This is a genomic window from Oribacterium sp. oral taxon 078 str. F0263 (assembly GCF_000469565.1).
In the GTDB taxonomy this organism is placed as follows: Bacteria; Bacillota; Clostridia; order Lachnospirales; family Lachnospiraceae; genus Oribacterium.
In genome coordinates, this window is sequence record NZ_KI273141.1 from 46,394 (window position 1) to 71,100 (window position 24,707).

Here is a 24,707-nt window from a genome sequence, read left to right on the forward strand (position 1 = left end):
GCTTCAGCCGATCTCCCTTCGGGAGACACTTCTCCTTCTGAGAAGACTCAAGGACGCTCCGAGTCTGCCGCCCTTCCCTAGAAGAGTGCGGAGAGCTTCGACAGGGACTGAAGTCCAACATAGGCAGTCAAAAGAACCACCAGGATGCCGATCAGGAGAAGCCAGAGCGGATGCCTGTAGTCCTCCCCCATGATGGACTTCTTCCCCGAGGCGACGAGACTGATCCCCAGCGTGATCGGAAGAATCAGGCCGTTCAGAGAGCCCGCGATGACGAGCAGCACCGCCGGATTCCCCATAATCGCCATGACAATGGTGGAGAAAGCGATGAAGCCGATGATGAAGAGATTTTCGCGCTCCGCGATCGCACTGTGGAAGGTCTTCAGGAAGGAGACCGAGGTATAGGCTGCTCCGATGATCGAGGTGATCGCGGCGCAGAGAAGCACGAGGCCCGCAAAGCGGTAGCCGAGCTGCCCCGCCCCCTGGAGGAAGGCATCCGCCGCCGGATTCTTCGCATCAAGGCTGACTCCTCTCGCCACGACGCCGAGAACCGCGAGGAAGAGAAGAATCCTCACAAGCGCCGCGACAAAGAGTCCGAGGATGGAGCTTCTGTCGATCTCCGCGAGCTTTTCCCTGCCCGTGATGCCGGCGTCAATGAGACGGTGCGCGCCGGAAAAGGTGATGTAGCCCCCCACGGTGCCGCCGAGCAGGGTGAGAATCGCGGGAAAGAGCGCCGCATAGCCCTTCTCCGGGAAGAGGCTGTTCTTCGCCGCTTCCCCGACCGGGGGCTTCACCACGAAGATCACGATCAGGATGACCAGGATCATCAGAGCGCCGAGGAGCTTCACAAGGCGGTCCATGATGCCCTTGGCGTCCTTCGAGAGAAAGACAAGGATCGCGACCCCTCCGGCCAGAAAGTAGCCGATCCCCGTCGGGATGCCGAGCAGGGTCTGAAAGCCCAGCGCGCCTCCCCCCACATTCCCGATATTAAAGACAAGCCCTCCCAGAACGATCAGAAAGGAGACGAAGTAGCCAAGGCCGGGCAGAAGCCTGTTTGCGATGTCCTGTCCTCTGAGTCCGCTGATGCAAAGCACTCTCCAGATGTTAATCTGGGCGATCGCCGCAAGCAGGACCGATGAGAGGATGACAAAGCCGAAGCTCGCATGAAAATCGCCGGTAAATTTGGCGGTCTGGGTCAGAAAGCCCGGGCCGATCGCCGAGGTGGCCATCAGAAATGCCGCGCCGAGAAGCGCTCCGCTGTTCTTCTTTTTCTCGCTCATAATCCCCCTCCTTTTCCAAAAGACGCAGCGGCAGTTCTTTTTTCTATAAAGACTTGTGCATCCATGTCTTATTCCCGCGTCTCTTATCCGCTAGAATAACCTGAAAAAGAGGATTCGTCAATAAAAATCTGAAAAAGATTCCTCGGAGCGAGAGCGTCCTCCGCCGAAAAAGGCAGGAAGCAAAAAAGGCGCCGGAAAAGATTTTGAGCGGCACATAAAGCTCATGTGCCGCTCAAAATCCTTCCCTAGGCGCCGAGCCAGTTCCGGACAAAGCCTCCGAGAAGTCCCTTTCCGTCTGCCGTGAGCTGGATCTGCAGCCGCCCCTGCTCGGGGAGGCGGCTTAAGCCAAAGCAGCAGCCCGCGAGTCCCCCTGCAATGGTGGCGAGGGCCGCTCCCCCCTCCCCCGCGGGAAGCTTCGAAAGAGTCTCCAGATAGGTCCCGCTGTTGAGAAGCGCCCAGACAGAGAGAATCAGGCTCTCCGCCGCATCCCTTCCCTTCGGAAGCTCCTGCTCCGGCAGGGAGCGAAGCTCTGATATTGAGAGGAGAGCCGAGAAAGCCGGAAACGCACCCCGCAGCCTGTCATAGCCGGGGACATCCTCCCTGTGGGCATCCATGGCCTCCTCGTTCTCCCTCTTTTCCCTCTCCGAAAGCCCTTCCTCCTCCTCGAAGAAATAGAAGAGGGCTGCGTCCCGCACCGCGGCTTCCAGCTGCTCCTCCAGACTTTCCCCGCCGTTTTTTCCGAGGATATTCCGGATCATAAGAGAGTAGAGCTCACAGGCGAGCTCCGCCTTCGGGGAGGCGTTTGTGAGGGAGGAGGCGTCATGCAGCATCCTCCTGTCATTTTCCGTAAAGAGGTGCTGAGGACTGCAGAGCAGGAGGGAGAAGGGAAGAATGCGGGCGAGGGACTCATTTCCATCCCCCTTTTCTCCGCTCTCTCCGCAGCGAACGGGCTCCACGCCGCGCGCATTCCTCATGATCGCCTGCGTATAGGCAGGCTCCGTCTCAGAGCCGTCCTCTGTCAGAGTGTATTTGCCGTGCATCCCCCATTCATAGAAGCGGTCCATGATATCCGCGTAGTCGAGCTTCCGCTTTTCATAGAGGCTCTCCAGCTCCGCAAGGAGCAGGCTTCCCCCCGCGCTCACTCTCTTTAATTCTCCGATCTCCCCCTCCGAAGGGGCAGTCCCGCCGTTTGCGAGGAGGAGAGATCCCCCGAGCAGGGCTCCGTAGATGGCTCCGAGCCCCCTCTCCCGGTTCTCCAGCTTCCTCCCTGCGAGAAGCGCTCTCCTCTGACTCTCCCCGAGCAGCCACTCAATGAGCTGCATATTCAGGAGGAAGGACCTTCCGAAGGCATTCATGGCGATTCCGTCGAGCTTTCCGCTCTTTGCGATCTGAAGGGCACTGTTCATGATATCGGAGAGCGGCATCAGCACCGCCTGCGTATTCTGTCCTTCCCTCCGGATCTCCTCTCCGCTGGTAAATATCGCGAGAACATCCTGCCCATCTCCGGTCCGGAGATGATTCAAAGTCAGGGTCCTGCTCCCGTCCTCATTCTCCTCCTCCCCCTCCGAAGGGCGGAGGACGGCGACCAGGACCTGAGCCTTTCTGGAAAGGGAACGGAGAAGGCTGTCCAGGACATTCTGAAGCAAGGCCCTCCGGATGCTTTCCGCCGCCTCCTTCTCTTCGGGAAGGCTCTCCTGTCCCTGATAGAACTTCTGAATCGCCTCCTCGATCTCCTGATTTTCCTCAGAGAGAAGCTGCTCCATCTTCTCCGTCCGCTCCTGGTTAAAGATCGCCTCGATCGCCTCTCTCACAAGTAGAAAGCTGTTCTCTGAAAAGGGATTGAGCGCCAGCCCCGCGAGCGTCTTATTCTCAAACACAAGGTTCAGGATATAGCGGAGAGAGAGAAGCTGAGGTTCTGCGTCCTTTTCCGCGCTCCCCCTCCGGCTCTCGGAGCGTTTCGTAAAGGCGAGCGCGTAGCTCTGCCCGTTCTCCAGCTTCAGCATCCGAAGCTCCGGCTTCTCCCGGCCCGGTTTTTCGGAGGAAGCGAGAAAAAGCTCCTTCCCGTCCTTCATCTGGGCGGAAATCGCCTCGAAGACCTTCGCCGCAAGCTCCGGCTTCCTGTTCTTCGAAAAGTCCGCGATGGCTTCCTCGATCCTTTCATTTCCGGCGAGAAGCCCCTGCTCCAGCTCCTCCCTCTCCTTTAATCTCATCCTTCCCCTCCTAATTTTCCGATCCGCCCCCAAGGGCTCAGCGGGAGATACTTGCCTGCCCATCCGACGAGGCCATGACCCTGACAGAGGGCTGAGAGACTCCCTCCTCCGTCATGCGATCCGTGATCCGCTCGATCAGGCTGTCGTGCACAGCGCGAAAATCCGAATTCCTCACCCAGACCCGGGCGGAGAACTCCATACTGTAAAGGTCGAGATCCGTGAGTCCGAAAAAGGGCTCCGGCTCTCTGAGCACCTTCTCCTCCTTCATGCACTCCTCCCGAAGGAGCTCCTTCAGCCTGCGGCTCTCCTCTCCTCTTCCGCACTGAAAGACAAGGTCCACCCTCCGCCTGGGCTCCGCGCTGAAATTCACCACATTGCTGTTCATCAGGACTCCGTTTGGGATCATGATCCGCCTGTTGTCCAGTGTGACGAGCACCGTATAAAAGAGACGGATGGAGCGGACGATCCCCTCCGTGCCCGCCGTGGAGATATAATCCCCTACATTGAACGGGCGGTTCAGAAGAAGCATCAGCCCTCCTGCGAGATTTCCGAGCGCCCCCTGGAGGGCCAGTCCCACGGCGATGCCGGCACTGGCGAGAACAGTGATGACGGAAGCGAGCGGCACCCCCAGGATGCCGATGATGGTGATCCCGAGAATCAGGTAGAGGAGCAGAGAGATCAGATTCCCGAGGAAGCTCCGGAGCGTGGAATCCATGCGGTTCAGCGCTCCGGCAGTCTCAAAGATGCGGGTGAGCTTTCGGACCAGGATGCGTCCGATCAAAAAGATCAAAGCGGATAGGACGAGCTTCCCCGAAAATTCCAGGAGCAGGATCAGAATTCCGCTCCAAAGCCGCTTAAAGCTCTCGTTCTGAAGCTGCTCTATCAGCCCCGCCGTCTCAGTTCTCCTCCACTACGGGCTGAAAGCGCGCGTCTCTGTGGAGGAAGAGATAGATCGGAAGCACCACGGCGAAGATGACGGAAAAGATCGTAAGAGGGATCGGATCCACGACGCCGAACATGCGGTAGAATCTCCGGTAGACATAGAAGTTCAGGATCAGGCACAGAATCCAGGCAATCCAGCCGATCCCCTGCACCAGGGTGAGAAGCGGCAGAACGACGAGGAGGACCGCGATGTGCATCCCCTTCAACTCAAATCCGAAAATCTTCATGTCCCCGACGAAAATCCCGATGAGGGCCTGGTTCACGGCGGGAATGAAGGCGATCGGCGCCTTCTCCTGCTCCCCGTTGTTCTTTGCAAGGCAGTAGAGCCCATAGGCTCCGAGCCCCCAGATCACGATACCGATGAGCAGGATGATAATCAGAACTGCAAAATACCCGGCGAGCATCTCAAATAAAAAGCTGTAATTCATAGATAATTCCTCCATCCCTTTCTGCCTCCTCTGCCCCATGGGCCGGAAGCCATAAATCAGTCTACTTGTATCAGTCTCCGTCAAAAGGGTAAATGCGATGCAATCCCGCCTATGGGAGCATTTGAATCCTTGACGAAGGAAGAGCTATGAGCGTGAAGCGCCGGGGGAAAAGCGGCCCGGGCATAAGGACCGGAATGCAATTTCCCGGCAGAAGCATGCCTTTCTACTGCTGTTTTTCTCCGCCGATCGGGGAGCCGCAGTTCGGACAGAACTTCGGCGGATTATCCAGGTCCTTTGCCTCCCAGCCGCACTGAGCGCACTTAATGCTGCTCTCTGCGAGAGGACGGGGCTTTCCGCAGTTGGAACAGAATTTTCCGGTATTTCCGCTCTGGCCGCATTCACAGCTCCAGCCGTTTTCCTCGGGGCGGGGCTTTCCGCAGTTGGAGCAGAACTTCCCGGTATTTCCGCTCTGACCGCAGTCACAGCTCCAGCCCGCAGAAGAAGCAGCCGCAGCTCCGGCTCCGGCTTTTTCGCTCTCTTCCTTAGCTGCCATGCTGAAGAGATCCTTTGCGTTCAGTCCCCCGGCATTCTGTGCCATGTTCATCCCGGCGAAGGCCATCATCGGGCCGGCTGCCTTGTTCTTCGCCGCATCTCTCATGGCATCCATCTGCGCGCTGGCGATTCCCGCTCCCGCCATCCTCGCGTTCTGGAAGACCGCGGTCTTCTCCATATCCTGGATCATCTTCGCATCTTCAGGCGGAGCCGTGGCCTCGATTCCCACGGAACGGATCTCGATGCCCCGGATCTTCTTCCACTTCTCAGAGAGAATCTGGTTCAGGGCATCTGCGAGCTCCTGGGTATGGTTTGTGATCTGATGGTAGCGGATCCCCATGTCGGAGAGCTTCCCGAGGGCGGGAGCCAGAGCCGTGACAAACTCCGACTTCATCTGGGAACTCAGCAGCTCATCGATGGTATACTCCTCCTCCACATTGCCGGATACATTCTTATAGAAAAGAATCGGATCCGTGAGAACGATGGAGTATTCGCCGTGGCAGCGGAGCGCGATCGTTATATCCAGACCGATGGCATTATTCACCGCACGGAACGGAATCGGATTCGAGCTTCCAAAGCGGTTTCCCGGGATCTCCTTTGTATTGAAGAAATAGACTCTTTGGTCATTCGCGGTATCTCCTCCAAAGGTGAAACGCTTTACGAAGAGCTTGAAGCTGTCCATGAGTCCCGCGCCGAGTCCCCCATAGAAGATCGTCGGCTCCGTGGAGCTGTCGAAGAGAAAGGCACCCGGCTCCGCGGAGACCTCGACGATCGCGCCCTGCTCCACGATGATCATACACTGACCTTCCTGAACCGCGATGACAGAGCCGTTCGAAATAATATTTTCACTCCCCTTGGTATTGGAGCTCCGCTTTGACTGATGCTTGCTCCCCTTCCTCACAAGCACGCCATTGGGAAGTGAATCACAATAGAAATACTCCCTCCACTGATCCGCCAAGACTCCATTCAGCGTATCAGCGGCCACTCTGATAAGTCCCATCCATTTTCCTCCTCTTTTTCAGAAGCTCTCTCATGCATAAGATTGCAGATCTTATAACACATCCCCCATCATAACATATAAATTTCTCTCATACTATAGAAACCGTCAAATAGCCCTGCCCTTTTCCCATCGGAAGCAGGCTGCGCCCGCGGCGCTTCCCGCTCCTAAAAGAGCAAAGCCTTCTCCGTCTTCGATAAGCGGAGGAAAAGCGACGCTCCGATCCGGAAACTCCAAATCCCCGGGGAAGGGAGAGAAAGAGAGGACTAGCGGGACTTAAATCCGAGGCTTAGCTCCCCTTCCTCATCGATATTCAGCGTCATGGTCTTCAAATAGCGCTCTGTGAAGTAGCGCCTCTCCTCTTCACTCAAATTGATCCTCGTCTGGTAGAGCGCGCTGTCCAGCATTTCATTGATATTAAAGTGGAATCTGTCGTCGGCCCAGCGCTTCATTTCCCGGAGAATCGCGTCCCTCTTGATATCCTCGCTGTTTCCCGTATAAAAATCGTCCAGATAGCAATAGAAAATTCCCCTCTCCTCGAGGGCGCTCTTCATATCCGGCCCGCACTTTGTGTGCTCGATCATAACGAGGAATTCCGCGTCCGGGAGCGCGGAAATCAAGCCCCAGTAGTCGGAATCGCTGGAGACGAGGACGAAGGCATTGACCTGATTCTGCCAGTGCTCCTTGCAGACTCTGGTCGTAAGGCGGATATCCACCAGGGACTTGTCCTGCTTGATTCTTTCTATGAGGAGATACTCCACAGGGATCCGGATATAGCTCTCCAGGATGCTCCAGGTATCCGTCGTGTGCACATCGTCAAAAAGGATGATCCTGGAAATCTTCTTTATGATTTCTCGGTCCAGGTTTCGAAGCGCCGCGCAGAACTTATAGGGATCCGAATTCTCGCAGTCCACCACGAGCACCGTATTCTCATTTTCATTGATAAAATCATAAATGCTGTTTTTAATGTAGGCTCCCGCGTCGGAGACCTTGCTGCCCTCCATAAAGCGGTCATTATGCCAGCTGTAGAGAAGCGTCGCAAATTTTTTGTCGTTATAGAGAATATTGCCCTCATCCTTCGGGGGCCAGTTGATATACATCTGATAGGGATAGAAGGAAAGATTTGCGTAGTAGATATCCGCAGCTGTCTTTGTCCCGGCCTCTGTCAGGCCGTTTGGCATGAGGAAAAGCTCTTTGATATAGTCCCACTTGATCCAGACCGGAAAAATATTTTTACAATTATGAATTCTCTGAGAAATGATGCGGTTGATCTCGATTACGTGATGGCAGAGCTTGGTACTGGAACGCTTGATGAAGTCTACTCCGTCCTCGCCGAGCTGTTTCAGGCACTCGGGATAGATGTACTCCGGTATGGAGTAGAGTCCCTTATACTCCATTCGCATGAGATCATTGATCTTTTTAAAGTTTCTCTCGATGGAGGTCCTTAAAATGCATAGATTCCGTATAATTCTCGCCGATTTATCGAGCTCCAGCCGCTCATAGACGGATAGCTGCGGAGATTCGAAATCATTTTCAAAGATCCGTTTCGGTACTCCGATGAGATAGGCGACCTCGGAGACGAGGTCATAGACGCTGTCCTTATAGGCCGGTACAGGCGCCGGGGATGAAATCCCAAGAGAAGTGAGATCCATCTTTTTCTCCTTTCTGGCTTTCTTTGCCGTATTGCAAAGCATACTATCTTTTTCCGTGTCATAAAGTCCCTCCGTCCCTCTCCTGCACGCGCAGTGCGGCAAAGGGAGTTCATGACACTGGCATCATAGCATATATTCCCGCGGAGTCCTAGGGCAGTGCCGGGCGGGGAATCTGACGTTTTTCTTTTTTCTTTCTGAGAAAGTAAAAAAGGTCCCGCCGCAGCAAGGCGGCGAAACCGGGCTCTGGGACACGGATTTGCCCTGTATTTTCCTGATTCAGGCTTCTCTCTTCCCTGTTTTCGGATTCTGCGTCTTTGCTTTCTTTTGGAGCTCCGGCTCCCCGGAAAGAAAGCCCTTTCTCCGTATGGATTGCTCCGCGCGGTAGGCGAAAAGCCCTTCCCGCGCCGGATTTCCCGCGCCGCTTCGCATCCCTTCTCCCGTAAAGTAAAGGCAGTAGGCGCGGTAGGCCCCATAGGAGAGCTCCTCACAGCGGTACAAATCCTCCTGTCCGCAGATCAGTTCCATCATCCTTTCTCCTTTCCCATATCCCGGCGGCTTTCCCGCCCGCCGCTTTGGCTACCTTCTTCGCATCCTTCTTTTCTCAAAGTCATAGGAGGAGAGGCTCTGCGGGTTCCCGGGGGAGAGCGGGATACTGCCGAGCATTCGAAGAAGGATTTTCCTTCGGATGCTCTCATTCGGGCTCTCCGCCTCTACTGTCTTCGGAGGACACTCTCCTTCCTTACGAAGACGCTCTCCTTCCTTATGAAGGTGCTCTCCTTCCCTCTTCGGAAGCTCCGGAATCGAAGAGAAGGCCCGCTTCCAAAGAATGTGAAGGGGCAGCTTCCTCTTAAAGGGCTGCCTGCTCTCCCCCTCTTCCTCTCTCAGCCTCTCTCCTCCTTCGGAGAGAAGGCGCAGGGCATCGCATTGGAAGGAAAGTTTCCCCTCCCGGATTTTAAGTCTCGTTCCCACAGATCTCCCCTCCCTCCAGACTTTCAAAAATCATAAGGGCTGCCCTCTCCCATTCCCCTCTCTCCCGGTAGGGACAGTTGAAGGATGCATGCAGGAGCCTTCCGCCCGCGGAGAGGAGCGCGCCAAGGTGAAAGCAGTCCTCCTCCAGGCCGGGGCTCCTGAGCGCAAGCAGCGCCCCTCCCCCGGGAAGCGCTTCCCCGCTTCTCTCAAAGAGAAGCTCATAGCCTCCATTCCACTTAAGGAGAAGCTCCCGCACCGCCGCCATCGCAAGGGCCGCATCCCCTCCCGCATCCCTCCCCAGGCGGGAAAAGGCGAGGTTTGCCATCGTATCCCTGCTCATATAGATCTCCTCCGGTCTCGAGGACAAAAGATATCTCTCCCCGGAAAGCTCCTCCGGCATCCTGATAAAGCTCTCCGGCATGGCGATCCGGAACGCTCCAAGCAGGACTTTCTTTCTCTGAAAGCGGCAAAGCTCCCCCCGGATATAAAGCCCTTCTTCCAGATTCCCCAGTACATCCCTTCTTTTAAGCTGCCTTCGGAGAATGATTTCCTCATCATAATACATCGCGTTCTCCCATCAAAGCTTCTGAAAATCCACATCCTTTTCCGAGCGGATGCGGATTTCCTTCCCATAAGCGAGAGCTCTTCGGCCCGCGCTGAGGTGAATCCCCTGCCCGCTCCTCCCGAAAAGACCGGAATCCGCAAGGAGAAGACAGTCCTCGGAGAGAAGCTCTGTCCCTCCTCCCTTTAAAAGAAAATGCTGTCCGCTCTGCGTCCGAAGGCCGATCTCCCCCGCCCCATCGGCTCCCTCCGCATGGCAGCAGTCCAGCGCAAAGCATTTCTCCCGCTCATCCCTGTCCCCGAAGAAAAGCCGGACTCCGGCGCCGATCTCCGGCATGCAGTACATCACATTCCCGCTGATCGGCATCCAGGGATAGAGCTTTTCTCCTCCCTTTCCCGCGTCCTCCGGGAAGGAGAGAGCGAGGCTCTCCTCTTCCGCACGAAGCACCTTTCCGAAAAGAGAGATCCCGGCGATCCCTTCGTTAAAGCGCTGCCGAATCCTCATCCTCTCCGGGTACAAGCCATAGCAAAAGATCAGGCTCCCGCCCGAGAGCTCCGCCCGGACCTCTCCGATGAAGAAGCGTCCTCCCCGAAAGAAAAGACGCTCCCCCAAGCGGGCAGTCTCACGGGAGGAGAGGAAAAGAAAAGCAGGGGTCTCCCCCGGAAAATCTCCCCTCTCTTCCCAGGCTGCTCCTCCAAGGTCCGGGAAAAAGCATCCCTCCGGATCAATATCCTCTCCGGGGAAAAAGAGAGTCCGGGAGAAGGCATCCCCTCCGGGGGAAAAGAGAGTCCGAGAGAAGGCATCCTTCCCCGGGGAAAAGAGAGTCCGAGAGAAAGCATCCTTCCCGAGGGAAAAGAGAGTCCCGAGCCCGAAAAAGCCTGCTGCTCCCGCGAGGAAAGAAAACCCTCCTCCGGAGACAGCGCGGGCTTTGGAAAAGCCGTCCCCAAATCCACCCCGGAGAGCGCCTTCCTCGAAGGCCCCGGCGGAAGCGGGGCGCTCCGGAAAGCGGAGTCCCTCCGAAAAGGACAAAGAGGCGGCGGATCTCGAAAGCTCCGAAGAGCCCGGCAAAAAAGACAGCTCCCTCGCTTTCCCCTCTTCCCCGGCGGAAAGGATGCGAAAGCGCGCCTTTCCGCCCCCATAGTCCGGAAGAAGCAGCGCATTCATCCGGGAAAACACTCTCTTTAAAAGCTCCCAGTCCGTCTCCCGGTACTGGAGAAGGATCCCCCGGATATCTCCTGCGGGGATCCGGGGCGGAAGCTCCTCCTCCGGGAGAAGCTCTCTCAGAAAATCCGGAAGAGAAAGCTCCTCCTCCTGAAAAAAGCGGACTTTTGGAAGGCAGTCCAGCTCCCGGCTCCGGCTCACGATAAGGACAGAAGCCGATCGGTTCCCGGCCCGTTCGAAAATCCGGATTCCCCACAGGATTCCGGAAAAAAGCTTCTCCCCATTTTCCGAGGAAAAAAGCTCCGCCGAGCTTCCGGGAAGCTCCTCCACAGCCCCGGAGAAGCCGGAAAGGATCCCCTCCGCCCGGAGAAAGGCATGCTCATTTACCGCTGCAAAGAGTGAAAGCTTCTCCGGAAGCATCGCTCCCTCTCCCAAAGAAAGTCTGAGTTCCCCCGCTGTGATCATACTCTTCCTCCCGATCTTACCCCTCCCTTTCCGGGGCTTTTCTTCTCTCCTATCACTCTCCGCCCAAAGCTATTATCCCCAAGCATCCGCACTCCGAAAAGAGCAGCAATTCTGTGCCCGGGCCTCCTCTTGATTCCGGTGAGCCCGCACTTTCTTGTCCCGCTGCACTCCCGGCCGAACCGCATCACTAATGCCCGAATAGGCCCTCCCCCTCTCAGGCAAGCTCCAGAGCGCGGAGGGAGAAACCGTCAACTCCGCGCTTTAATAGGCTTTCCGCGAGATCCACGCGGATTACCACATGATCCGGGATGCGGAAAAGGGAGAGATCCGGAATTTTCTCCCTTATGAGGATCCCTTTTTCAAGCTCCCCGCCCAAGCGGCGGGAGCTTTTCTCCGAAAGACAAGGAATCTCTTTCAGGATCGGAACGAAATACTCCCGCTTCTCCTCCTCTTTGAGAAGGAGCAGTCTCTTAGAGACCATACGCGGCTCATAGAGTCTCAAAACCTTTTGAAAGCGCTCTGAGATCAGAAAGAGCTCCCGCTCATAGACATCAAGCTCCGGGAGCGCTTCCCTCCCGAAGAAGCGGAGGCTCAGAAGCTCCGGAAGCTTCCCGGAGAAACCGGGCCTTGCATATTCCGCGGGAAAGCGGGAGGAGAGCTCCCGAATTCCCGGGAACATCCCTCCATATTGCCTCCCCCCGATCAGATAATACCTTCCTCTCATGCTCCCTGCCTCCCGCCTCTCTCAGAAAATCTGTCTTTCTCTGCCCGCCCTCCCATCCTCTCCTCCAGGAACTCTTCCTCCCGGATGAAAAAGCGCTTCCTCGGAATCTCCCTGCAAAGGACCAGGAGAGCTCTCCTCCGGGAAAGCTTCTCCCTCTTGGGAAAGAGACGCCTCTCCCGAAGAAAACAGCGAATCCACTCTCTCCATATAAATGCCAAAGCCGAAGAATATTCTCCTCCCCTCCGCGAGGAGCCGCTCCCCGAGCTCCGTACAGAGCTCCGAAAAAAAGCGCTCAAGCTCCGCTTCGTAGAGCTCTGCCCCTAAGAGGCGCCTCTTCTCCCGTTCCCCTCCGGGGGGAAAGGCGGAAAGATCCTCCTCTATCTGTTCCCGAAGCTCCGGAACAGGCAGAAAGGCTTCTTCCTCCGAGAGATCGAGATAGAGCTCCCGGTCGTAGGCCGTGACAAGGATCCCATAGTCCCCGGAGAGATAGCTCGATCGAAGCGGGAAGAGGAGAAGAAATTCTGTCTCCGGCTTTTTCTCAAGCAGCAGGGAAACGATTTGAGAGAGCTCCGAAAGACGGCTCTCCCGTTTCCTTTCCAGAAGCTTCGAAAACTCTCTCTGCCTTTCTCGATCGCTCCGTCTCAGCCGTCTCAGATCCCGCATACTCTCTCCCTCCTAGCTCATCAGTATCCTTCTTCCGTCCGCCCGGATCTCCTCCGAGAGCCGTATGCTCCCCTCCCGCTGCCGGATATCGATCTCTCCCGCCGCACTCACACAGACATTCTCCGCCTCACTGCAAAGAGAGAGTTCCCCTCCGCTTTGAAGCGACAGCCCCTTTTTGCTCCGGACCTCGATCCCATCCCGGTCGGATAAGCTGATAAAATTCCCAGCGCGGTCCGTTAGAAGAATCCCTCCGGGATAGAGCCGGAGCTCATGTCCGTTCCGGTCCCTCAGAAACTTTTGCTCCGGCCTGTCCCTGCCTCCAGCTGTTCCGAGATGCACGGCGCTTGCGGCATAGGCCTTCCTCTCGTCCGCATCGGGAAAGCGCAGCATCACCCGGTCCCCGGGCTCCGGCATGCCGTACCATCCGCTCCCGTCCCTTCCGGAATAGACCGTCGCATAGGGGAAATACGCCGCCGGGCGAAGACCGGACTCATCTCCCTCGATCGAAAGCCGCACCGTGACACCGGAGACCTCAGAGACCTCAGCGAAAAGAAGAACGCCGGAGAGACGCCTGTTTTCGCGCCGGGACGCCTTCAGATCCCCTGTCCTCACAAGAAGGCTCTCCTGTATGCTCTCTCCCTTCTCCAGGCGAAGAGAGGTCTGAAAAACCGTGTAGCACTCTCCCCTCAGGCGAAGTCTCTGTCCGGGCTTATAGCGCTTCCTCCCCCTGCAGTGCAGGAGACGTACCGCTCCCGTGAAGCCCGCGCACTCCTGAAGCGCCGATACAGAAAGAAGCTCCTTCTCCGATATCTCCTCCTCGCTCTCCCCTCTTTCGGGAATGCCGAAAAAGAAATGACAGCCCCCGCTCGTCGGATCCGGGCAGAGCCAGCTTCCAAGCTCCGAGGCAAGACGCGAGAGAAAGGCCCAGTCGCTCTCCCTGTACTGAACATAGAGTCTGGAAATCGGGCGCTCCGCCGAGGAAGGCATGATGACATCCGCCCCGGAATAATCCCGGACCAGACGGGATATGAGCTCGCGAAAGCGCAGAGCGGGATCCTGAAAAACGCGGAGATGCTCTTTTTGATCCATCAAAACGGTGGCACTCGAAAGCTCCCAGAAGAGCTCATGCACGGCGGCGCGGCTTTGAACCCGGACCGCGCTCACCACTCCCTGAAATAAAAGCTGATCTCCCTCCTCCGAATGCTCCATAATCCTCTCAGAATGTCCCGTACTGCCGAGACAGCGCTGCTTCTCGGACTCCGGGATCAAGGCGCGAAGATAAAAGCGGCTGTGTTCCCCGATTCTCTGAAAAAATGCGTAATCTAAAACCTCAAGAAAGGAGTATTCCTCCGAAAAGATAAAACCGCTCATAGAAGCCTCCGAAAAGCTGGTAGAAAAATAGTGGAAGAAAGAAAGAAAAACGGAAATTCCCGGATGAAGAAAGAGAGCCGCCGCCCGAGAGTCCAGCGGAAGGATCTTGGTAAACGAAGGAAGCCGCATAGAAACGGATCCATGAATGCGCACTGCCGCAGAAAAGAAAACCGCCGAAGAGAAACGACGTGGGGACCAGCAGTAAAATCAAAAGCCGTCCGCTTTTTTCGGAAGTTGAAAGATCGAAAGATCAGAAGCTTGGAAAATCAGAAAATTGAAAGGCTGAGAAATGGGAAGCCTGGAGGATCGGAAAATCGGAATGCTGAATATCAGAATCAGAATACTGTTGGTTTTCATGCCGTCGCTTTTTGCCAGCTGGCGTTTCCGCTTCCTGAAAGCGGGCTCTCGCTTAGCAAAACGGCCTCAGATAGAAAAAAACGAGTTCAGAAAGAAAAATCCGAGTAAAATAGAGCTCGCTGCCCTGCGGCATCCGGCTTTAAGAAAAGTATAGCATATAGAGCGCCTTCCCTCAATCCTTCGGCGCCTGTTTCCGGACTTTCTGCCTTTTGCCGGGGAAAAGAGGGGGATTTTATGGGATTCCCACAATTAGTTTTCTGTAGGAGTTTCTTTCTTTCCTCTCCCGAAGAAATCAGCAGGATTCCTCCTCTCCATCCTCAGAAAAGAAAGAGCGCCCGCATCCCCGTTTCGGGAGTGCGGGCGGAGAAAAACGTCCCAAGGCTATTAAAGCGTCCCAAGATTATTTCGGAAGCTTTACAAAATCGACTTCATTTCCCTGCTTCTCGATGAAGCTTCGAAGATCCCGGAAGGAGAGCCAGATTGTCGCGGTATTCTCATTCGGATGGATCCCGATCTCCTTTCTGGTTCTTAGGTCCTGATCGAAGACGACGATCACCTCATGCTCCTCATCATTTAAAATTCCCAGCGGGGAGACCGAGCCCTGCGAGACACCGAGGTACTTTTCCAGACGCTCCGGAGAGGCGAAGCTCAGCCTCGAGGAGCCGATTTGATCCGCGACGTCCGTAAGATCCACCTTCTTCTCCTCCAGGGCCACAATCAGGAAATGGTTCTTTCCCTTCTGATCCCGAACGAAGAGATTCTTGCACACATTCCCCCTCGCCGTGATGCCGGCCGCGTCCATCTCCTCCATCGTACAGACCACCGGATGCTCCAGCTTATCATAGCGGATCCCGGCCGCGTCCAGCGCCGCGAGCGTCCTCTCCTTCGCATTCTCCATCATAGTCTTCTCTCCTTTCCGCTCCGAAAGAAACGGCGCTCCTTCCTGCCGCCCCGCCGAAAAATCCGGAGCAATCGGCCTTCCCTTTCTGACAAACTTCCGCTGCGGGGATCTCTTCCCGGAGAAACGCTCTGCCGCTGATCCAAAGCTCTCCCTCTGACCGTGCTTTTACGGCTGTATCCCGCTTCCTCTCCTTTTTAAAAGCTGACCGGCTCTTTGATTTCCCCGGTTCTTGCGATGCTTTCGAGATAGAGCACAGGTCCGATTCCCCGATACTCCTCCCTCTCCTCCAGCTTCACACAGGCGCTCAGCTTCACCCAGTCCCGGGTATGAAAGGGAGCCAGCTCCTTCGGGTCCCCCTTGCAGACAAAGCCGAGGAAGCTCATATCGGCCGCGCAGCAGGTCATCGCCATTCGGCCCGGAATGAACTCATTCTCAGGCATTCCCCTCCGTTTCAGCACCATCGCGGCAAAAGACAGCTTCTTATTGAGGTAGCGCTCCGGATTGTCCATACAGTCGAGGAACCAGGTTCCATAGTCCTCTGCCTTGATGTCGATCCGCTCCGCATTGAGATCATAGGGAAGCTCCTCGGGAAGCGCGGACTGCGGGATATCCCCCTCCTTGTCCTCCATAACGATCATCGCGTTCTGCCCCATCGCACGGATCTTTCTCCGATAATCGACCAGCTTTTCGTTTGAGATATTGTCACAGCGATTTACTACCGCAAGCTCCGCATTCCGAAGCATCTGTCCGAGGTAGGACTTCATATTTCCGAGGTAGAGCTCCAGCGTGGAGCCGTCTATGATCGTGATGATCTGATAAATCTCCCAGTTCTCCGGCAGGGAGAGCTCATAGTCCGGCGCCCTTCCCTGCTTTTCGGAGAGAACCTGCTCGCTCATCGGCCCGCCGCAAAGATCATCCTGATTCCAGAGGCCATTCCACTCAATGATGATCCGTTCCGGGCGGTATTTTTCGGAAAGCGCCGAGAGATACTCTCGATTAAAGTCCCGGATCTCCTCCATTCGGAGCGCCGTCGTGCGGTACTGTTCGAGAAAAGCCGGCTCATACTCCGACTCTCCCTCCTCGCAGAGCAGGAGGAGGGTCCTCCCCTCCGTCTGGAAATATTCCTGCTCCATCGTAAATTTGATAAATTCGGTTTTTCCCGCTTCCAGAAAGCCATTGATGAGAAAAACAGGAATCTTGTCCGCCATTTCCCCTCCTTCTCCGCTTTTTCCCGGCAGTAAAAGCTCAATGCGCTGATCCCGCCTCCCGGAAGCTCTTCTCCAGGAGCTCCTCCTTCAGCTTCTCTCCGATCACAACGACCTTTCCGGTATACTCCGGCGCGCCCTCCCGGATCTCTGTCTGACCCGGCACGAGATCAAAGTAGAGCCAGCTGCCGTCCGGAGCGGGGAGCATGCCCTTCGCCCGGATGACATTGCCGAACTTCTCGCTCTCCGCCATATCCGAAAGCAGCGCCTCAAGCCAGGCTCTGTCGTAGGCCTTCGCGGTCTCGAGCCCCCAGCTTGTGAAGATCTCATCGGCATCGTGCTCTTCCCCGTGATGATGGTGATGATGATGGCGGTGGACCCGCAGCCCATCCTCACCACTGCCCTGTCCATTCTCCGCCTCCTCCTCGTGATGATGGTGATGAGCGCAGCATTCCCCTTCATGATGGGAATGTCCCTCTTCCCATGCCTCGGAGTCCTCGCCATGATGATGATGGCCGCAGCATTCCCCCTCATGATGGGAATGTCCCCCTTCGCACGCCTCGGAGTCCTCGCCATGATGGTGGTGATGGCAGTGAGCATGTCCCTCATGCTCCTCCTCTTCCCTCTGCCGCTCCTCGTGCTCCCGCACTCTCTCCATCGCCTCTCGAAGAAGCTCCTCCTCCATATCATCCGGCTTTGAGATAAGCTCCATAAGCCTTCCGCCGTCCAGCTTGTCCAGCGGCGTAGTGACGAGCACTGCCTTCGGATTCCGCTCTCTCACGATTTCCACCGCTTCCTGAATCTTATCCTCCGGCGCGATATCCGTCCTCGAGAGTACAACCGCCGCGGCATAGCGAATCTGATTGTCGAAAAACTCGCCGAAATTCTTCGAATAGAGCTTTGCCTTCTTCGCATCCACGATCGTCACCGCTGCATGAAGCTCCACCTCCATGTTTTTAGAGGCGGACTTTACCGCTCCGATGATATCAGAGAGCTTTCCCACTCCGGAGGGCTCGATAATGATCCGATCCGGCTTGAATTTCTCCGCTACCTCCCGGAGAGAGCTCTCAAAATCCCCGACCAGAGAACAGCAGATGCAGCCCTGATTCATCTCCCGGATCTCAATCCCGGAATCCTTGAGGAAGCCGCCGTCGATGCCGATCTCTCCAAACTCATTTTCGATGAGCACGACCTTCTCCCCCTTCAGTGCTTCCGACAGAAGCTTCCGGATAAAGCTCGTCTTTCCGGCCCCCAAGAAGCCGGAGATAATATCTATTTTTGTCATGATACCTCCTAAAATCCCGCCGCCCGGAGGCGGACAGTCTCGCTTTTAGCACTCATTTTCCTTAACTGCTGATTATAGGCTCGCCGCAGCGCCTTGTCAAGAAAGCATCAGCCCCGGAGCGTCTCCACCGCGTCCGGAAGCGCCGCGGCATTCTCAATGCAAATGTCTGCGCCGTAGTCCAGAAGCTCCTCCCGGCCTCGAAAGCCGTAGACGCAGCCGATTCCCGGAATTCCCGCCCCTTTCGCGGTCTCCATATCGGTCTTCGTGTCTCCGACAAATACCGCCTCCGACAGCAAAACGCCGAGATGCTCACAGCAATCCCGGACAAGCGCACTGTCCGGCTTCAGAGGATGCGTCCCATCATCTGCGGAAAGATAGTCAAAATAATTCTCTCCGAAGACATGATCCAGCACCTTTCCCGCCTCGTGAAGCGATTTATTCGTCACACAGGCAAGTTTTATCCCCTGCCCCCTCAAAATCTCAAGGCTCTCCTTCATGCCGGGATAGGCCTCCGCCCGGTAGAGGCAGTTATTCTGAAAGACAGAGATGTAATACTCGCAGACCTCATCATAGAGACCCATGATTTCATCTGCCTTCTGATCAAAGGAAATCGCCTTATCCGGATCCCTGTCCTCCCATTTCTCCGCCTCCTGATAATAAAAGGAAGCCGTCTTTTTTATCGCCCTCTCCACGAAAAGATGATAGCCGTTTCCCACGGCCTTCTTCGTCTCCGCTTCTGTGAGCTCCTGAAGGCCAAAATGCTTCATTGCCTTATTGATGCTGTCCTGCAAGCTGTAAATGGTATTGACCAAAGTACCGTCCAGATCAAATAAAAGCGCTTTGATTTCCCTTCCCATTCCCTCTTTTTCCCTCTTTCCTCTCTATATTCCCCTCCGCCTTTTCTCTCCGACCGCTCAGAAAAGCAGCTTTCGAATGCCTGTCATCGTCACGGAAATGCCGCGGCCATGGCAAAACAGCGCAGAAGCCATAAGCCCCACGCAGTGCCTACAGTATAGTTCAGAGCAAAGACTCTGTCCAGCGAAGCAAACAATACGGAGAAATACAAGCCCCTCCTGCTCGAAAGTAAAGCGTGATATAATGATTCCAGTGCCGAAAGTCAGCATCCACGACGTGCTCGCACGGGAGTGGATGCTGGACTTTATGGCACGCCCCCTTCATGAGCATGCAGCGATGCGAAGCAGCGCGGGAATGCGAATGAAGGTAGCATGGCGCGAGCTGCACCGCAGCGAAGCCATGCGGGAATCATTCCATACCATAGGAGGGCGATGCTCGCACGGGAGTGGATGCGGGACTTTATGAATAAGAAAACATTGCCGCCTTTTGCCTGCCGCCTTTTCTGCCAAATGGCCGCTCCAACGCAGGACGCTCTCGCTTCGACTGCCGCGGCCAGCGGCGCGTAAGCGATTTATGAACCCAAATCGCCAAGCGCCGGGGCGGCAGACGCCCTGCTTATGGATCGACCATTCGGCAGGGCGGCAGGTTTTCTCTTGGCGCAGGTCAGTGAAACAGCAGCACAGCAACGCAAAAGACAGCATGGCGCAGACTGAAGGCAGCGCATGGAACTTATATTCATGATAATCCCGAGTCGCCGGGGCGGCAGACGCCCTGCTTATGGATCGACCATCCGGCAGAGCGGCAGCTTTTCTTGGCGCAGGCCATTGAAACAGCTGCTCAACAGCGCAAAAATACGGAGAAGGCAGAATGACGGGAAGCAGGAGAAAGTTTTTATGAAATGGTACTACGCGGTACAAAAGGGAAAGAAGCCGGGGATCTACAGCGACTGGGCATCCTGCTCGCAGGCTGTAGAGGCTGTGAGCGGCGCGGTATATAAAAAGTTCAGGACAAGGGAGGAGGCGGAATGCTTCCTCCTCTCCGACGGCTATGAGAAGAAATCCGGGGCTCCGGCTCCTTCCTCTTCCCGGAAAGTGCCGTCCCCCGGGAAGAGGAAAAATCCTTCCCTCACTCCCAGTGCGGAGGAGGTGAAGGCGGAATTTTCCGGGATAGACTCTTCGGCCATCGCCTATGTGGACGGAAGCTATAACGCGCTTTCCGGAGTCTATGCCTACGGCGCGATCCTGCTGGAGCGAAGCGGAGAGCTTTCGTATTTTCAGGGAAGCGGCAGTGATCCGGAGCTCGCCGTGATGCGGAATGTCTCCGGAGAAATCCTCGGCTCCATGCGGGCTGTCCTCGAGGGAATTCGGCGCGGCCTCTCCTCCCTCACGATTTTTTATGACTATATGGGGATCGAGGCCTGGGCGGACGGTCAATGGAAATGCAATAAGAAGGGGACTATCGCTTATCGGGATTTCATGAAAGAAAAGCGGAAGGAGATTGCAGTCTCCTTCCGAAAGGTTCCGGCCCACAGCGGCGTCCTCTTTAACGAGCTGGCGGACCGCATCGCAAAGGAAGCCGCCGGAATTCAATAAGAGCTTTTACGGAATTTTCCCGGTAGGAGCTTTAAGGCTTTATCCGATAAAAGAAAGTGAGCAGCACTGCCTAAACACGCGCCTCCGCTTCCCCGGGGACTTATGCAGAGAGGATCTGTCATAAACTTTTGACAGATCCTCTCTCTTTTCCTATAATATCCCTGTATTGTTGCTGGGGGCGCTGTATGCTGAGAGGATTCGAGCTTCGAATCGACCCTTATACCTGATCCGGGTAATGCCGGCGTAGGGAAGCAGTTTTTTTCGTGCCCCTCCTGACGCAAATCGCGTTGAAAAGGAGGTTTTTTTATGTCAAAGGATATCAGAAAGCTGGTCTACTGCGCGCTGTGTATCGCGCTCGCCACCGTGATGAGCCAGATCCGGCTCTTCAGTATGCCCATGGGGGGCTCTATCACCCCAGCTTCCATGCTCTTCGCCGCTCTCCCGGGCTTTTTCTTCGGCCCCTTCTACGGCATCTCCTCCGCCGTCGCCTACGGACTTCTCCACTTCATCCTAAAGCCTGAGATCTACAGCCCGGCGCAGGTCGCCGTGGATTATCTCTTCGCCTTCGGCGCACTCGGCTTCTCCGGCTTCTTCTCGAAGAAAAAGCATGCCCTCCTCCTGGGCTACTCTGCGGCTGCGCTGGGCCGCTTCGTCTTCGCCTTTCTCTCCGGCTATCTCTTCTTCGGAAGCTATGCCCCGGAGGGTGTCGCCCCCATCCTCTACTCCGCAGAGTATAATATTTCCTATATCGGGACCGAATTTATCCTGACCCTGCTGCTGCTCGCAGTCCCCGCAGTACAAAAGGCGATCTACCGGGTAAAAGAGAGCGCGGGATAGGGCTCTGCGCGAGGCGAAGTCCCGCTGCTTTTCTTCACTCCGCATATGTCCTCTCGGAGGATCATACTGCCTTTGGCTGCGGCAAAAGGCAGCGGGACTTTGGGAAGGGAAGGCGGCGGGCGCTTTGACTCCGAAATCCCTATTTTCCATCCCCGGCTTTCTTTTCCTCTCCCGGAACCGCTTCGGACTTCTTCTCCCCGGATTCTATTTTTTTCGACTGCTCAGGAGGAATTCCGGACTTCATCCTGCCGCTTTGATCCGGGGAGGAGGCCGCTTTCCTCTTTCCTGCTCTCCGCCGGATCCTCTTCACCATAAAGAGAAGCAGCAGGATCAGGAGTACGAGAAGGAGGAGCTGCGGCAGCAAAATGAGGAAGCCCAGGAGCAGCTCTACACCATTTTCCCGGATATTGTCCAGATTTTCCAAAAGGCCTGTGCGAAGGCGGACAGAGAAGCTGTCTCTTTGACTGCTGCTCGGGATGCTCCGCTCCGAGGCATAGATCTCGACGGTGGAATACTGAACCTGATTGTCATAGAGCCGAAGGCTGGAGCTCATGGAATCCAGCTGATAGCGGATATCGGAGAGTCTTTGCTCCAGGCTGATAATGGCATCCATGGACTCCGCCCTTGCGACAAGCTCTAAAAGCCTCTCCTGCTCGACCTCGAGCGCTTTTTTCTTCGCCTCAATATCGTGATATTCCAGCGTGATATCCCTCGCGCTCTCACTCTTTCTGAGAAGCTTCGCCTCCCCTTCCGAAAAGGCGAGGAAAGTGTCGAGCTTCTCTGTCGGGATCCGAATCGTAAGGGAAGCCGTCCTTCTTTTCGAAAAGCTGTCCTCCTCCCCGATATCCTCTTTCTCGACATATCCCGAGAGCTCCGCTGCCTTATTCCGGAGCTTGTCCGTAAAGGATAGGAGATCACTGCTCTCGAAGCTAAGACTCACATCCCGGATCAGCTTCCGCCCCTCCGAGATCCTGTCCGGATCGGCGGCGGGAAGCTCTGTCCTCTCTCCCTCCGGGGACGCCCCTGTCTCTTCCGCGAGAATCTTCTCCGAGGCGGCAGATCCCATTCCTCCCGCGGAGCTGTCCTCCGCTGCTGCCTCCTTCCGAAGGCCGCTTCCCTCGGCTGAGGAGTTGATGCTGTCATAGCTCGAATCCGAAGAGCGCCGGGCACTTGGCGCATGCCCGCAGGCGCTCAGGCTGAGAAGGAGTGCCAGAAAAAGCAAAAGCCCTCTCCCCCTTCTTCCCATTTTTCGAAATGCATTTCTCTCTTTCTTCATAAGCTCCTCCCTTTTTTCCGCTGATCCGGAAAGCATGCTCTTAGCGGAAAGCTTCCGGTGCAAATTTCTCTTCTTCTCTATATCACCGGAAAAGGGGCGCCCGGGTCACATCCGAAAAATTCGCTCACAGGCCTCCAAACAAAAATGGGACCCGCCGGGCTTCGGTGGAATCCCCCGAAAAGCCCGGCCGCATCCCTTAGTCCTTTCCCTCCAAAGGGAACCATCACCCATACGGCGGCCATCTGTCCTTCGGAAAACGCCCTTTGGCCGCCGTAAAAAGCGAAGGAGATGCCTCCCTCCCTAAGAGAAGCGGATTTTAATTCTTCTCAGCCCGCGCTTTCACTGTAGCCCGCGGCCTTCTCTCCCGCGATCTTACCAAAGACCGTGAAATCCGTGACCGCGTTTCCTCCGAGCCGATTTGCGCCGTGCACGCCCCCCGTGACCTCGCCTGCCGCATACAGCCCGGGAAGTGCCGCATCCGAAGAATCCAGCACCTCTGTATCCGCATTGATCTTAAGACCGCCCATGGTGTGATGGATCCCCGGCGTCACCTTGATCGCATAGTAAGGGGCACTGTCCAGCGGCTCCGCAAAACTCGTTCGTCCAAAGGACGGATCCTTCTTTTCCTGGACGGCTTTGTTCCAGTCCTCCATCGTTCCCTTCAGCGTCTCCGGATCCGTCCCCATGGCAGAGGCGAGCGCCTCATAGCTCTCCCCCTGCACCGTGAAGCCGGACTTGATATAGCCCTGAATCACAGCGGAGCGGTCCACCATCTTCTGATCCATGATGAGCCAGGCACAGCCTCCGGGCTGCTCGATCTCCGCCTTGGAGACCGCGTCTCTCGTCCCGACCTCATCGGTAAAGCGCTTTCCCTCTGTATTGACAAGGATCGCTCCGTCCCCGCGAAGTCCCTCCGTGATGAGATGCGCGTCCTCTGCCGTGACGGTCGGATGAATCTGGATCTGATCCATATCCACAGTCGCCGCTCCGACGGCCTCCCCCATCTCGATGCCCTGACCCTGTGCGCCGTTCGCGTTGGTGCTCTTATAGCCCTTTAATTCCGGGCGGTATTTCTCCACCATCTCGAGATTCGCTCCGAAGCCTCCGCTGGCAATGACAACGGCCTTTGCGTGCACCGTCACATTGTGCCCGTCCTCTCCTAGCGCATGAACCCCGCTCATCCTGCCGTTCTCCGTCAGGATGCGGTCCGCCGTCGTATTGTAGAGACTTGTGATTTTGTCGGAACGCTTTTTCAGATTCTCCTCGAGGATCGGCACAAGGTAAGCGCCGACCGCCGTGGTCTTCCCCTCCGCATTGACCGGCCGGTGAATCCGCTTTACGGAAGCCCCGCCGAAAGAGGCGACGCTGTGGAGGGATGCTCCCAAGGAATCCAGATAGTCGATCGCGTCCGGACTCTTTTCCGCAAGCGTCTTCACGAGCGCCGCCTGATTGAGTCCCTTCCCTCCGATCATCGTGTCCAGCTCCATGAGCTCTGCGGAATCGAAATAGCCCTCCGGCGCTGCCTGATACTGATTCCACTGCTCCGCCACAGTCTTGGCCAGCGCGGAAATTTCCGGATTGTCCGCATATTTCTCGGAAGCGGTCTTCAGCGTTTTCTCTACCCCGGCGGCCTCATCAAAGGAGTTCTCATCCTGCCACTTCGTATGCGCCGCATTCATACCGCCCGTTGCCCTGACGGAATTCCCTCCGGGCATGCTCTGGCTCTCCAGGAGGACGACCGTCCGTCCGGCATCCGCCGCCTGAATCGAGGCAATCATGCCCGCTCCGCCGGCCCCGATCACCACGATGTCCGCCGTGAGCTCCTGATCCTCTGCCTTCTCCGCGGAGGCGGAGGGCGCGCGCTCAAAGACAGAGGGATCAATGCCCGCGTTCTCGAGCGCCTGCTTCGCCGCCTCTATAATCGCCTTCGAGGTCACGGTCGCGCCGGATACCGCATCGACCTGAAGACTCTGGGCCTCTATGATCTTTGGAGGGATCTGCTCGATTGCCTTATCGCCGATTCCCGGCGTCTCCTGATTTTTAAGCACCCGAAGCTCATAGATCCTCTCCTGATCGGCGGAGATGGAAACCTTCAACTCCCCGTTGTTTCCCTTCGCACTCCCCTCTCCTCTGAGCGCCGTCTTCGGTATTACGGGTCTTCCGGACTGCCTCGACCAAAGCCCGAGCGCAAAGGCCAGGACGATGCCGACCACGATCACAAAATAAGACAAAACATTCCACTTGGATTTCATCTCTTTTCCTCCCTTCCCGATAACTATAGCATAGTCCCGCGGCCCCCTGCCAGTGAATTAAAGGAAATTCACCTGGCATATCCAAGAAGAAAGGGCTATGATGATTCCAGTGTCGAAAGTCCCTCCGCCACGACGTGCTTTGCACGGGAGCGGAGGAAGGACTTTATGACACGC

General features: G+C 56.1%; 22 protein-coding genes and 1 riboswitch. Of the genes, 3 read left to right on the top strand and 19 right to left on the bottom strand.

Annotated elements, in window-relative coordinates; translation table 11 throughout:
• Positions 1-77: 77 nt before the first annotated feature.
• The 13 genes from HMPREF1986_RS12260 to HMPREF1986_RS12325 all read right to left on the bottom strand — a co-directional run bounded on the left by HMPREF1986_RS12260 (position 78) and on the right by HMPREF1986_RS12325 (position 13,973).
• A complete protein-coding gene (locus tag HMPREF1986_RS12260; protein ID WP_021775182.1) occupies positions 78-1,277 on the bottom strand; it encodes an NRAMP family divalent metal transporter in 1,200 nt (399 codons plus the stop codon).
• Positions 1,278-1,522: 245 nt separating this feature from the next.
• Positions 1,523-3,487: an ADP-ribosylglycohydrolase family protein gene (locus HMPREF1986_RS12265; RefSeq protein WP_036600644.1), complete on the bottom strand. Its 1,965-nt coding sequence runs from the start codon at positions 3,485-3,487 to the stop codon at positions 1,523-1,525.
• Between the two features lie 37 nt (positions 3,488-3,524).
• Complete coding sequence (locus HMPREF1986_RS12270; RefSeq protein WP_009216040.1) at positions 3,525-4,277, bottom strand: mechanosensitive ion channel family protein; 753 nt, start codon at positions 4,275-4,277, stop codon at positions 3,525-3,527.
• Between the two features lie 106 nt (positions 4,278-4,383).
• On the bottom strand, positions 4,384-4,872 hold the full coding sequence (locus tag HMPREF1986_RS12275) for a hypothetical protein (RefSeq protein WP_036600646.1): 489 nt from the start codon (positions 4,870-4,872) through the stop codon (positions 4,384-4,386).
• A gap of 208 nt (positions 4,873-5,080) precedes the next feature.
• On the bottom strand, positions 5,081-6,409 hold the full coding sequence (locus tag HMPREF1986_RS12280) for an SPFH domain-containing protein (protein WP_021775186.1): 1,329 nt from the start codon (positions 6,407-6,409) through the stop codon (positions 5,081-5,083).
• A 263-nt stretch (positions 6,410-6,672) separates the two neighbouring features.
• Positions 6,673-8,058 carry an NYN domain-containing protein gene (locus HMPREF1986_RS12285; protein WP_051273939.1) on the bottom strand — a complete coding sequence of 462 codons (1,386 nt, stop codon included), beginning with the start codon at positions 8,056-8,058 and terminating at the stop codon, positions 6,673-6,675.
• 276 nt (positions 8,059-8,334) lie between these two features.
• On the bottom strand, positions 8,335-8,586 hold the full coding sequence (locus HMPREF1986_RS12290; RefSeq protein ID WP_021775188.1) for a hypothetical protein: 252 nt from the start codon (positions 8,584-8,586) through the stop codon (positions 8,335-8,337).
• Between the two features lie 48 nt (positions 8,587-8,634).
• Complete coding sequence (locus tag HMPREF1986_RS12295; protein WP_021775189.1) at positions 8,635-9,027, bottom strand: hypothetical protein; 393 nt, start codon at positions 9,025-9,027, stop codon at positions 8,635-8,637.
• Positions 9,011-9,592: a hypothetical protein gene (locus tag HMPREF1986_RS12300; RefSeq protein WP_021775190.1), complete on the bottom strand. Its 582-nt coding sequence runs from the start codon at positions 9,590-9,592 to the stop codon at positions 9,011-9,013. The genes HMPREF1986_RS12295 and HMPREF1986_RS12300 overlap by 17 nt, the downstream gene beginning before the upstream one ends.
• 12 nt (positions 9,593-9,604) lie before the next feature.
• Positions 9,605-11,215: a hypothetical protein gene (locus HMPREF1986_RS12305; protein WP_021775191.1), complete on the bottom strand. Its 1,611-nt coding sequence runs from the start codon at positions 11,213-11,215 to the stop codon at positions 9,605-9,607.
• Positions 11,216-11,429: 214 nt separating this feature from the next.
• Entirely contained in the window at positions 11,430-11,939 is a 510-nt protein-coding gene (locus HMPREF1986_RS12315) for a hypothetical protein (protein WP_021775193.1), read from the bottom strand.
• A gap of 21 nt (positions 11,940-11,960) precedes the next feature.
• Positions 11,961-12,602 (bottom strand): hypothetical protein, encoded by a 642-nt coding sequence (locus HMPREF1986_RS12320; protein WP_021775194.1) that lies wholly within the window; start codon positions 12,600-12,602, stop codon positions 11,961-11,963.
• Between the two features lie 12 nt (positions 12,603-12,614).
• Positions 12,615-13,973 carry a contractile injection system protein, VgrG/Pvc8 family gene (locus HMPREF1986_RS12325; protein WP_196806140.1) on the bottom strand — a complete coding sequence of 453 codons (1,359 nt, stop codon included), beginning with the start codon at positions 13,971-13,973 and terminating at the stop codon, positions 12,615-12,617.
• Positions 13,974-14,036: 63 nt separating this feature from the next.
• Between HMPREF1986_RS12325 and HMPREF1986_RS13335 the strand changes: the two genes are divergently transcribed.
• Positions 14,037-14,438 carry a hypothetical protein gene (locus HMPREF1986_RS13335; RefSeq protein ID WP_196806141.1) on the top strand — a complete coding sequence of 134 codons (402 nt, stop codon included), beginning with the start codon at positions 14,037-14,039 and terminating at the stop codon, positions 14,436-14,438.
• A 292-nt stretch (positions 14,439-14,730) separates the two neighbouring features.
• On the opposite strand, the gene HMPREF1986_RS12335 is transcribed toward HMPREF1986_RS13335, so the two are convergent.
• The 4 genes from HMPREF1986_RS12335 to HMPREF1986_RS12350 form a co-directional block, all read right to left on the bottom strand.
• On the bottom strand, positions 14,731-15,231 hold the full coding sequence (locus HMPREF1986_RS12335) for a prolyl-tRNA synthetase associated domain-containing protein (RefSeq protein ID WP_021775197.1): 501 nt from the start codon (positions 15,229-15,231) through the stop codon (positions 14,731-14,733).
• 194 nt (positions 15,232-15,425) lie between these two features.
• Positions 15,426-16,439, bottom strand: coding sequence for a TIGR03943 family putative permease subunit (locus tag HMPREF1986_RS12340; protein WP_021775198.1), 1,014 nt, complete (start codon positions 16,437-16,439; stop codon positions 15,426-15,428).
• A 37-nt stretch (positions 16,440-16,476) separates the two neighbouring features.
• Positions 16,477-17,721, bottom strand: coding sequence for a CobW family GTP-binding protein (locus HMPREF1986_RS12345; RefSeq protein ID WP_021775199.1), 1,245 nt, complete (start codon positions 17,719-17,721; stop codon positions 16,477-16,479).
• Positions 17,722-17,828: 107 nt separating this feature from the next.
• Positions 17,829-18,578 carry an HAD family hydrolase gene (locus HMPREF1986_RS12350; protein ID WP_021775200.1) on the bottom strand — a complete coding sequence of 250 codons (750 nt, stop codon included), beginning with the start codon at positions 18,576-18,578 and terminating at the stop codon, positions 17,829-17,831.
• Between the two features lie 891 nt (positions 18,579-19,469).
• Between HMPREF1986_RS12350 and HMPREF1986_RS12355 the strand changes: the two genes are divergently transcribed.
• Complete coding sequence (locus tag HMPREF1986_RS12355) at positions 19,470-20,168, top strand: ribonuclease H family protein (RefSeq protein ID WP_036600648.1); 699 nt, start codon at positions 19,470-19,472, stop codon at positions 20,166-20,168.
• Positions 20,169-20,332: 164 nt separating this feature from the next.
• A riboswitch (TPP riboswitch) is annotated at positions 20,333-20,435 on the top strand.
• 39 nt (positions 20,436-20,474) lie between these two features.
• A complete protein-coding gene (locus HMPREF1986_RS12360; protein WP_021775205.1) occupies positions 20,475-21,005 on the top strand; it encodes an energy-coupled thiamine transporter ThiT in 531 nt (176 codons plus the stop codon).
• A 139-nt stretch (positions 21,006-21,144) separates the two neighbouring features.
• On the opposite strand, the gene HMPREF1986_RS12715 is transcribed toward HMPREF1986_RS12360, so the two are convergent.
• Both HMPREF1986_RS12715 and HMPREF1986_RS12370 read right to left on the bottom strand, forming a co-directional pair.
• Positions 21,145-22,281 (bottom strand): DUF4349 domain-containing protein, encoded by a 1,137-nt coding sequence (locus tag HMPREF1986_RS12715; protein WP_196806142.1) that lies wholly within the window; start codon positions 22,279-22,281, stop codon positions 21,145-21,147.
• Between the two features lie 326 nt (positions 22,282-22,607).
• Positions 22,608-24,533 carry a flavocytochrome c gene (locus HMPREF1986_RS12370; protein WP_021775208.1) on the bottom strand — a complete coding sequence of 642 codons (1,926 nt, stop codon included), beginning with the start codon at positions 24,531-24,533 and terminating at the stop codon, positions 22,608-22,610.
• Between the last annotated feature and the right edge of the window lie 174 nt (positions 24,534-24,707).

Coding starts and splice junctions, on each gene's coding strand:
- HMPREF1986_RS12325 (WP_196806140.1), bottom strand. CDS start 13,973: ATGAGCGGTTTTATCTTTTCGGAGGAATACTCCTTTCTTGAGGTTTTA.
- HMPREF1986_RS12370 (WP_021775208.1), bottom strand. CDS start 24,533: ATGAAATCCAAGTGGAATGTTTTGTCTTATTTTGTGATCGTGGTCGGC.
- HMPREF1986_RS12260 (WP_021775182.1), bottom strand. CDS start 1,277: ATGAGCGAGAAAAAGAAGAACAGCGGAGCGCTTCTCGGCGCGGCATTT.
- HMPREF1986_RS12335 (WP_021775197.1), bottom strand. CDS start 15,231: ATGATGGAGAATGCGAAGGAGAGGACGCTCGCGGCGCTGGACGCGGCC.
- HMPREF1986_RS12340 (WP_021775198.1), bottom strand. CDS start 16,439: ATGGCGGACAAGATTCCTGTTTTTCTCATCAATGGCTTTCTGGAAGCG.
- HMPREF1986_RS12285 (WP_051273939.1), bottom strand. CDS start 8,058: ATGGATCTCACTTCTCTTGGGATTTCATCCCCGGCGCCTGTACCGGCC.
- HMPREF1986_RS12290 (WP_021775188.1), bottom strand. CDS start 8,586: ATGATGGAACTGATCTGCGGACAGGAGGATTTGTACCGCTGTGAGGAG.
- HMPREF1986_RS12305 (WP_021775191.1), bottom strand. CDS start 11,215: ATGATCACAGCGGGGGAACTCAGACTTTCTTTGGGAGAGGGAGCGATG.
- HMPREF1986_RS13335 (WP_196806141.1), top strand. CDS start 14,037: ATGAAGAAAGAGAGCCGCCGCCCGAGAGTCCAGCGGAAGGATCTTGGT.
- HMPREF1986_RS12265 (WP_036600644.1), bottom strand. CDS start 3,487: ATGAGATTAAAGGAGAGGGAGGAGCTGGAGCAGGGGCTTCTCGCCGGA.
- HMPREF1986_RS12345 (WP_021775199.1), bottom strand. CDS start 17,721: ATGACAAAAATAGATATTATCTCCGGCTTCTTGGGGGCCGGAAAGACG.
- HMPREF1986_RS12280 (WP_021775186.1), bottom strand. CDS start 6,409: ATGGGACTTATCAGAGTGGCCGCTGATACGCTGAATGGAGTCTTGGCG.
- HMPREF1986_RS12350 (WP_021775200.1), bottom strand. CDS start 18,578: ATGGGAAGGGAAATCAAAGCGCTTTTATTTGATCTGGACGGTACTTTG.
- HMPREF1986_RS12315 (WP_021775193.1), bottom strand. CDS start 11,939: ATGAGAGGAAGGTATTATCTGATCGGGGGGAGGCAATATGGAGGGATG.
- HMPREF1986_RS12300 (WP_021775190.1), bottom strand. CDS start 9,592: ATGTATTATGATGAGGAAATCATTCTCCGAAGGCAGCTTAAAAGAAGG.
- HMPREF1986_RS12320 (WP_021775194.1), bottom strand. CDS start 12,602: ATGCGGGATCTGAGACGGCTGAGACGGAGCGATCGAGAAAGGCAGAGA.
- HMPREF1986_RS12355 (WP_036600648.1), top strand. CDS start 19,470: ATGAAATGGTACTACGCGGTACAAAAGGGAAAGAAGCCGGGGATCTAC.
- HMPREF1986_RS12275 (WP_036600646.1), bottom strand. CDS start 4,872: ATGGAGGAATTATCTATGAATTACAGCTTTTTATTTGAGATGCTCGCC.
- HMPREF1986_RS12715 (WP_196806142.1), bottom strand. CDS start 22,281: ATGAAGAAAGAGAGAAATGCATTTCGAAAAATGGGAAGAAGGGGGAGA.
- HMPREF1986_RS12360 (WP_021775205.1), top strand. CDS start 20,475: ATGTCAAAGGATATCAGAAAGCTGGTCTACTGCGCGCTGTGTATCGCG.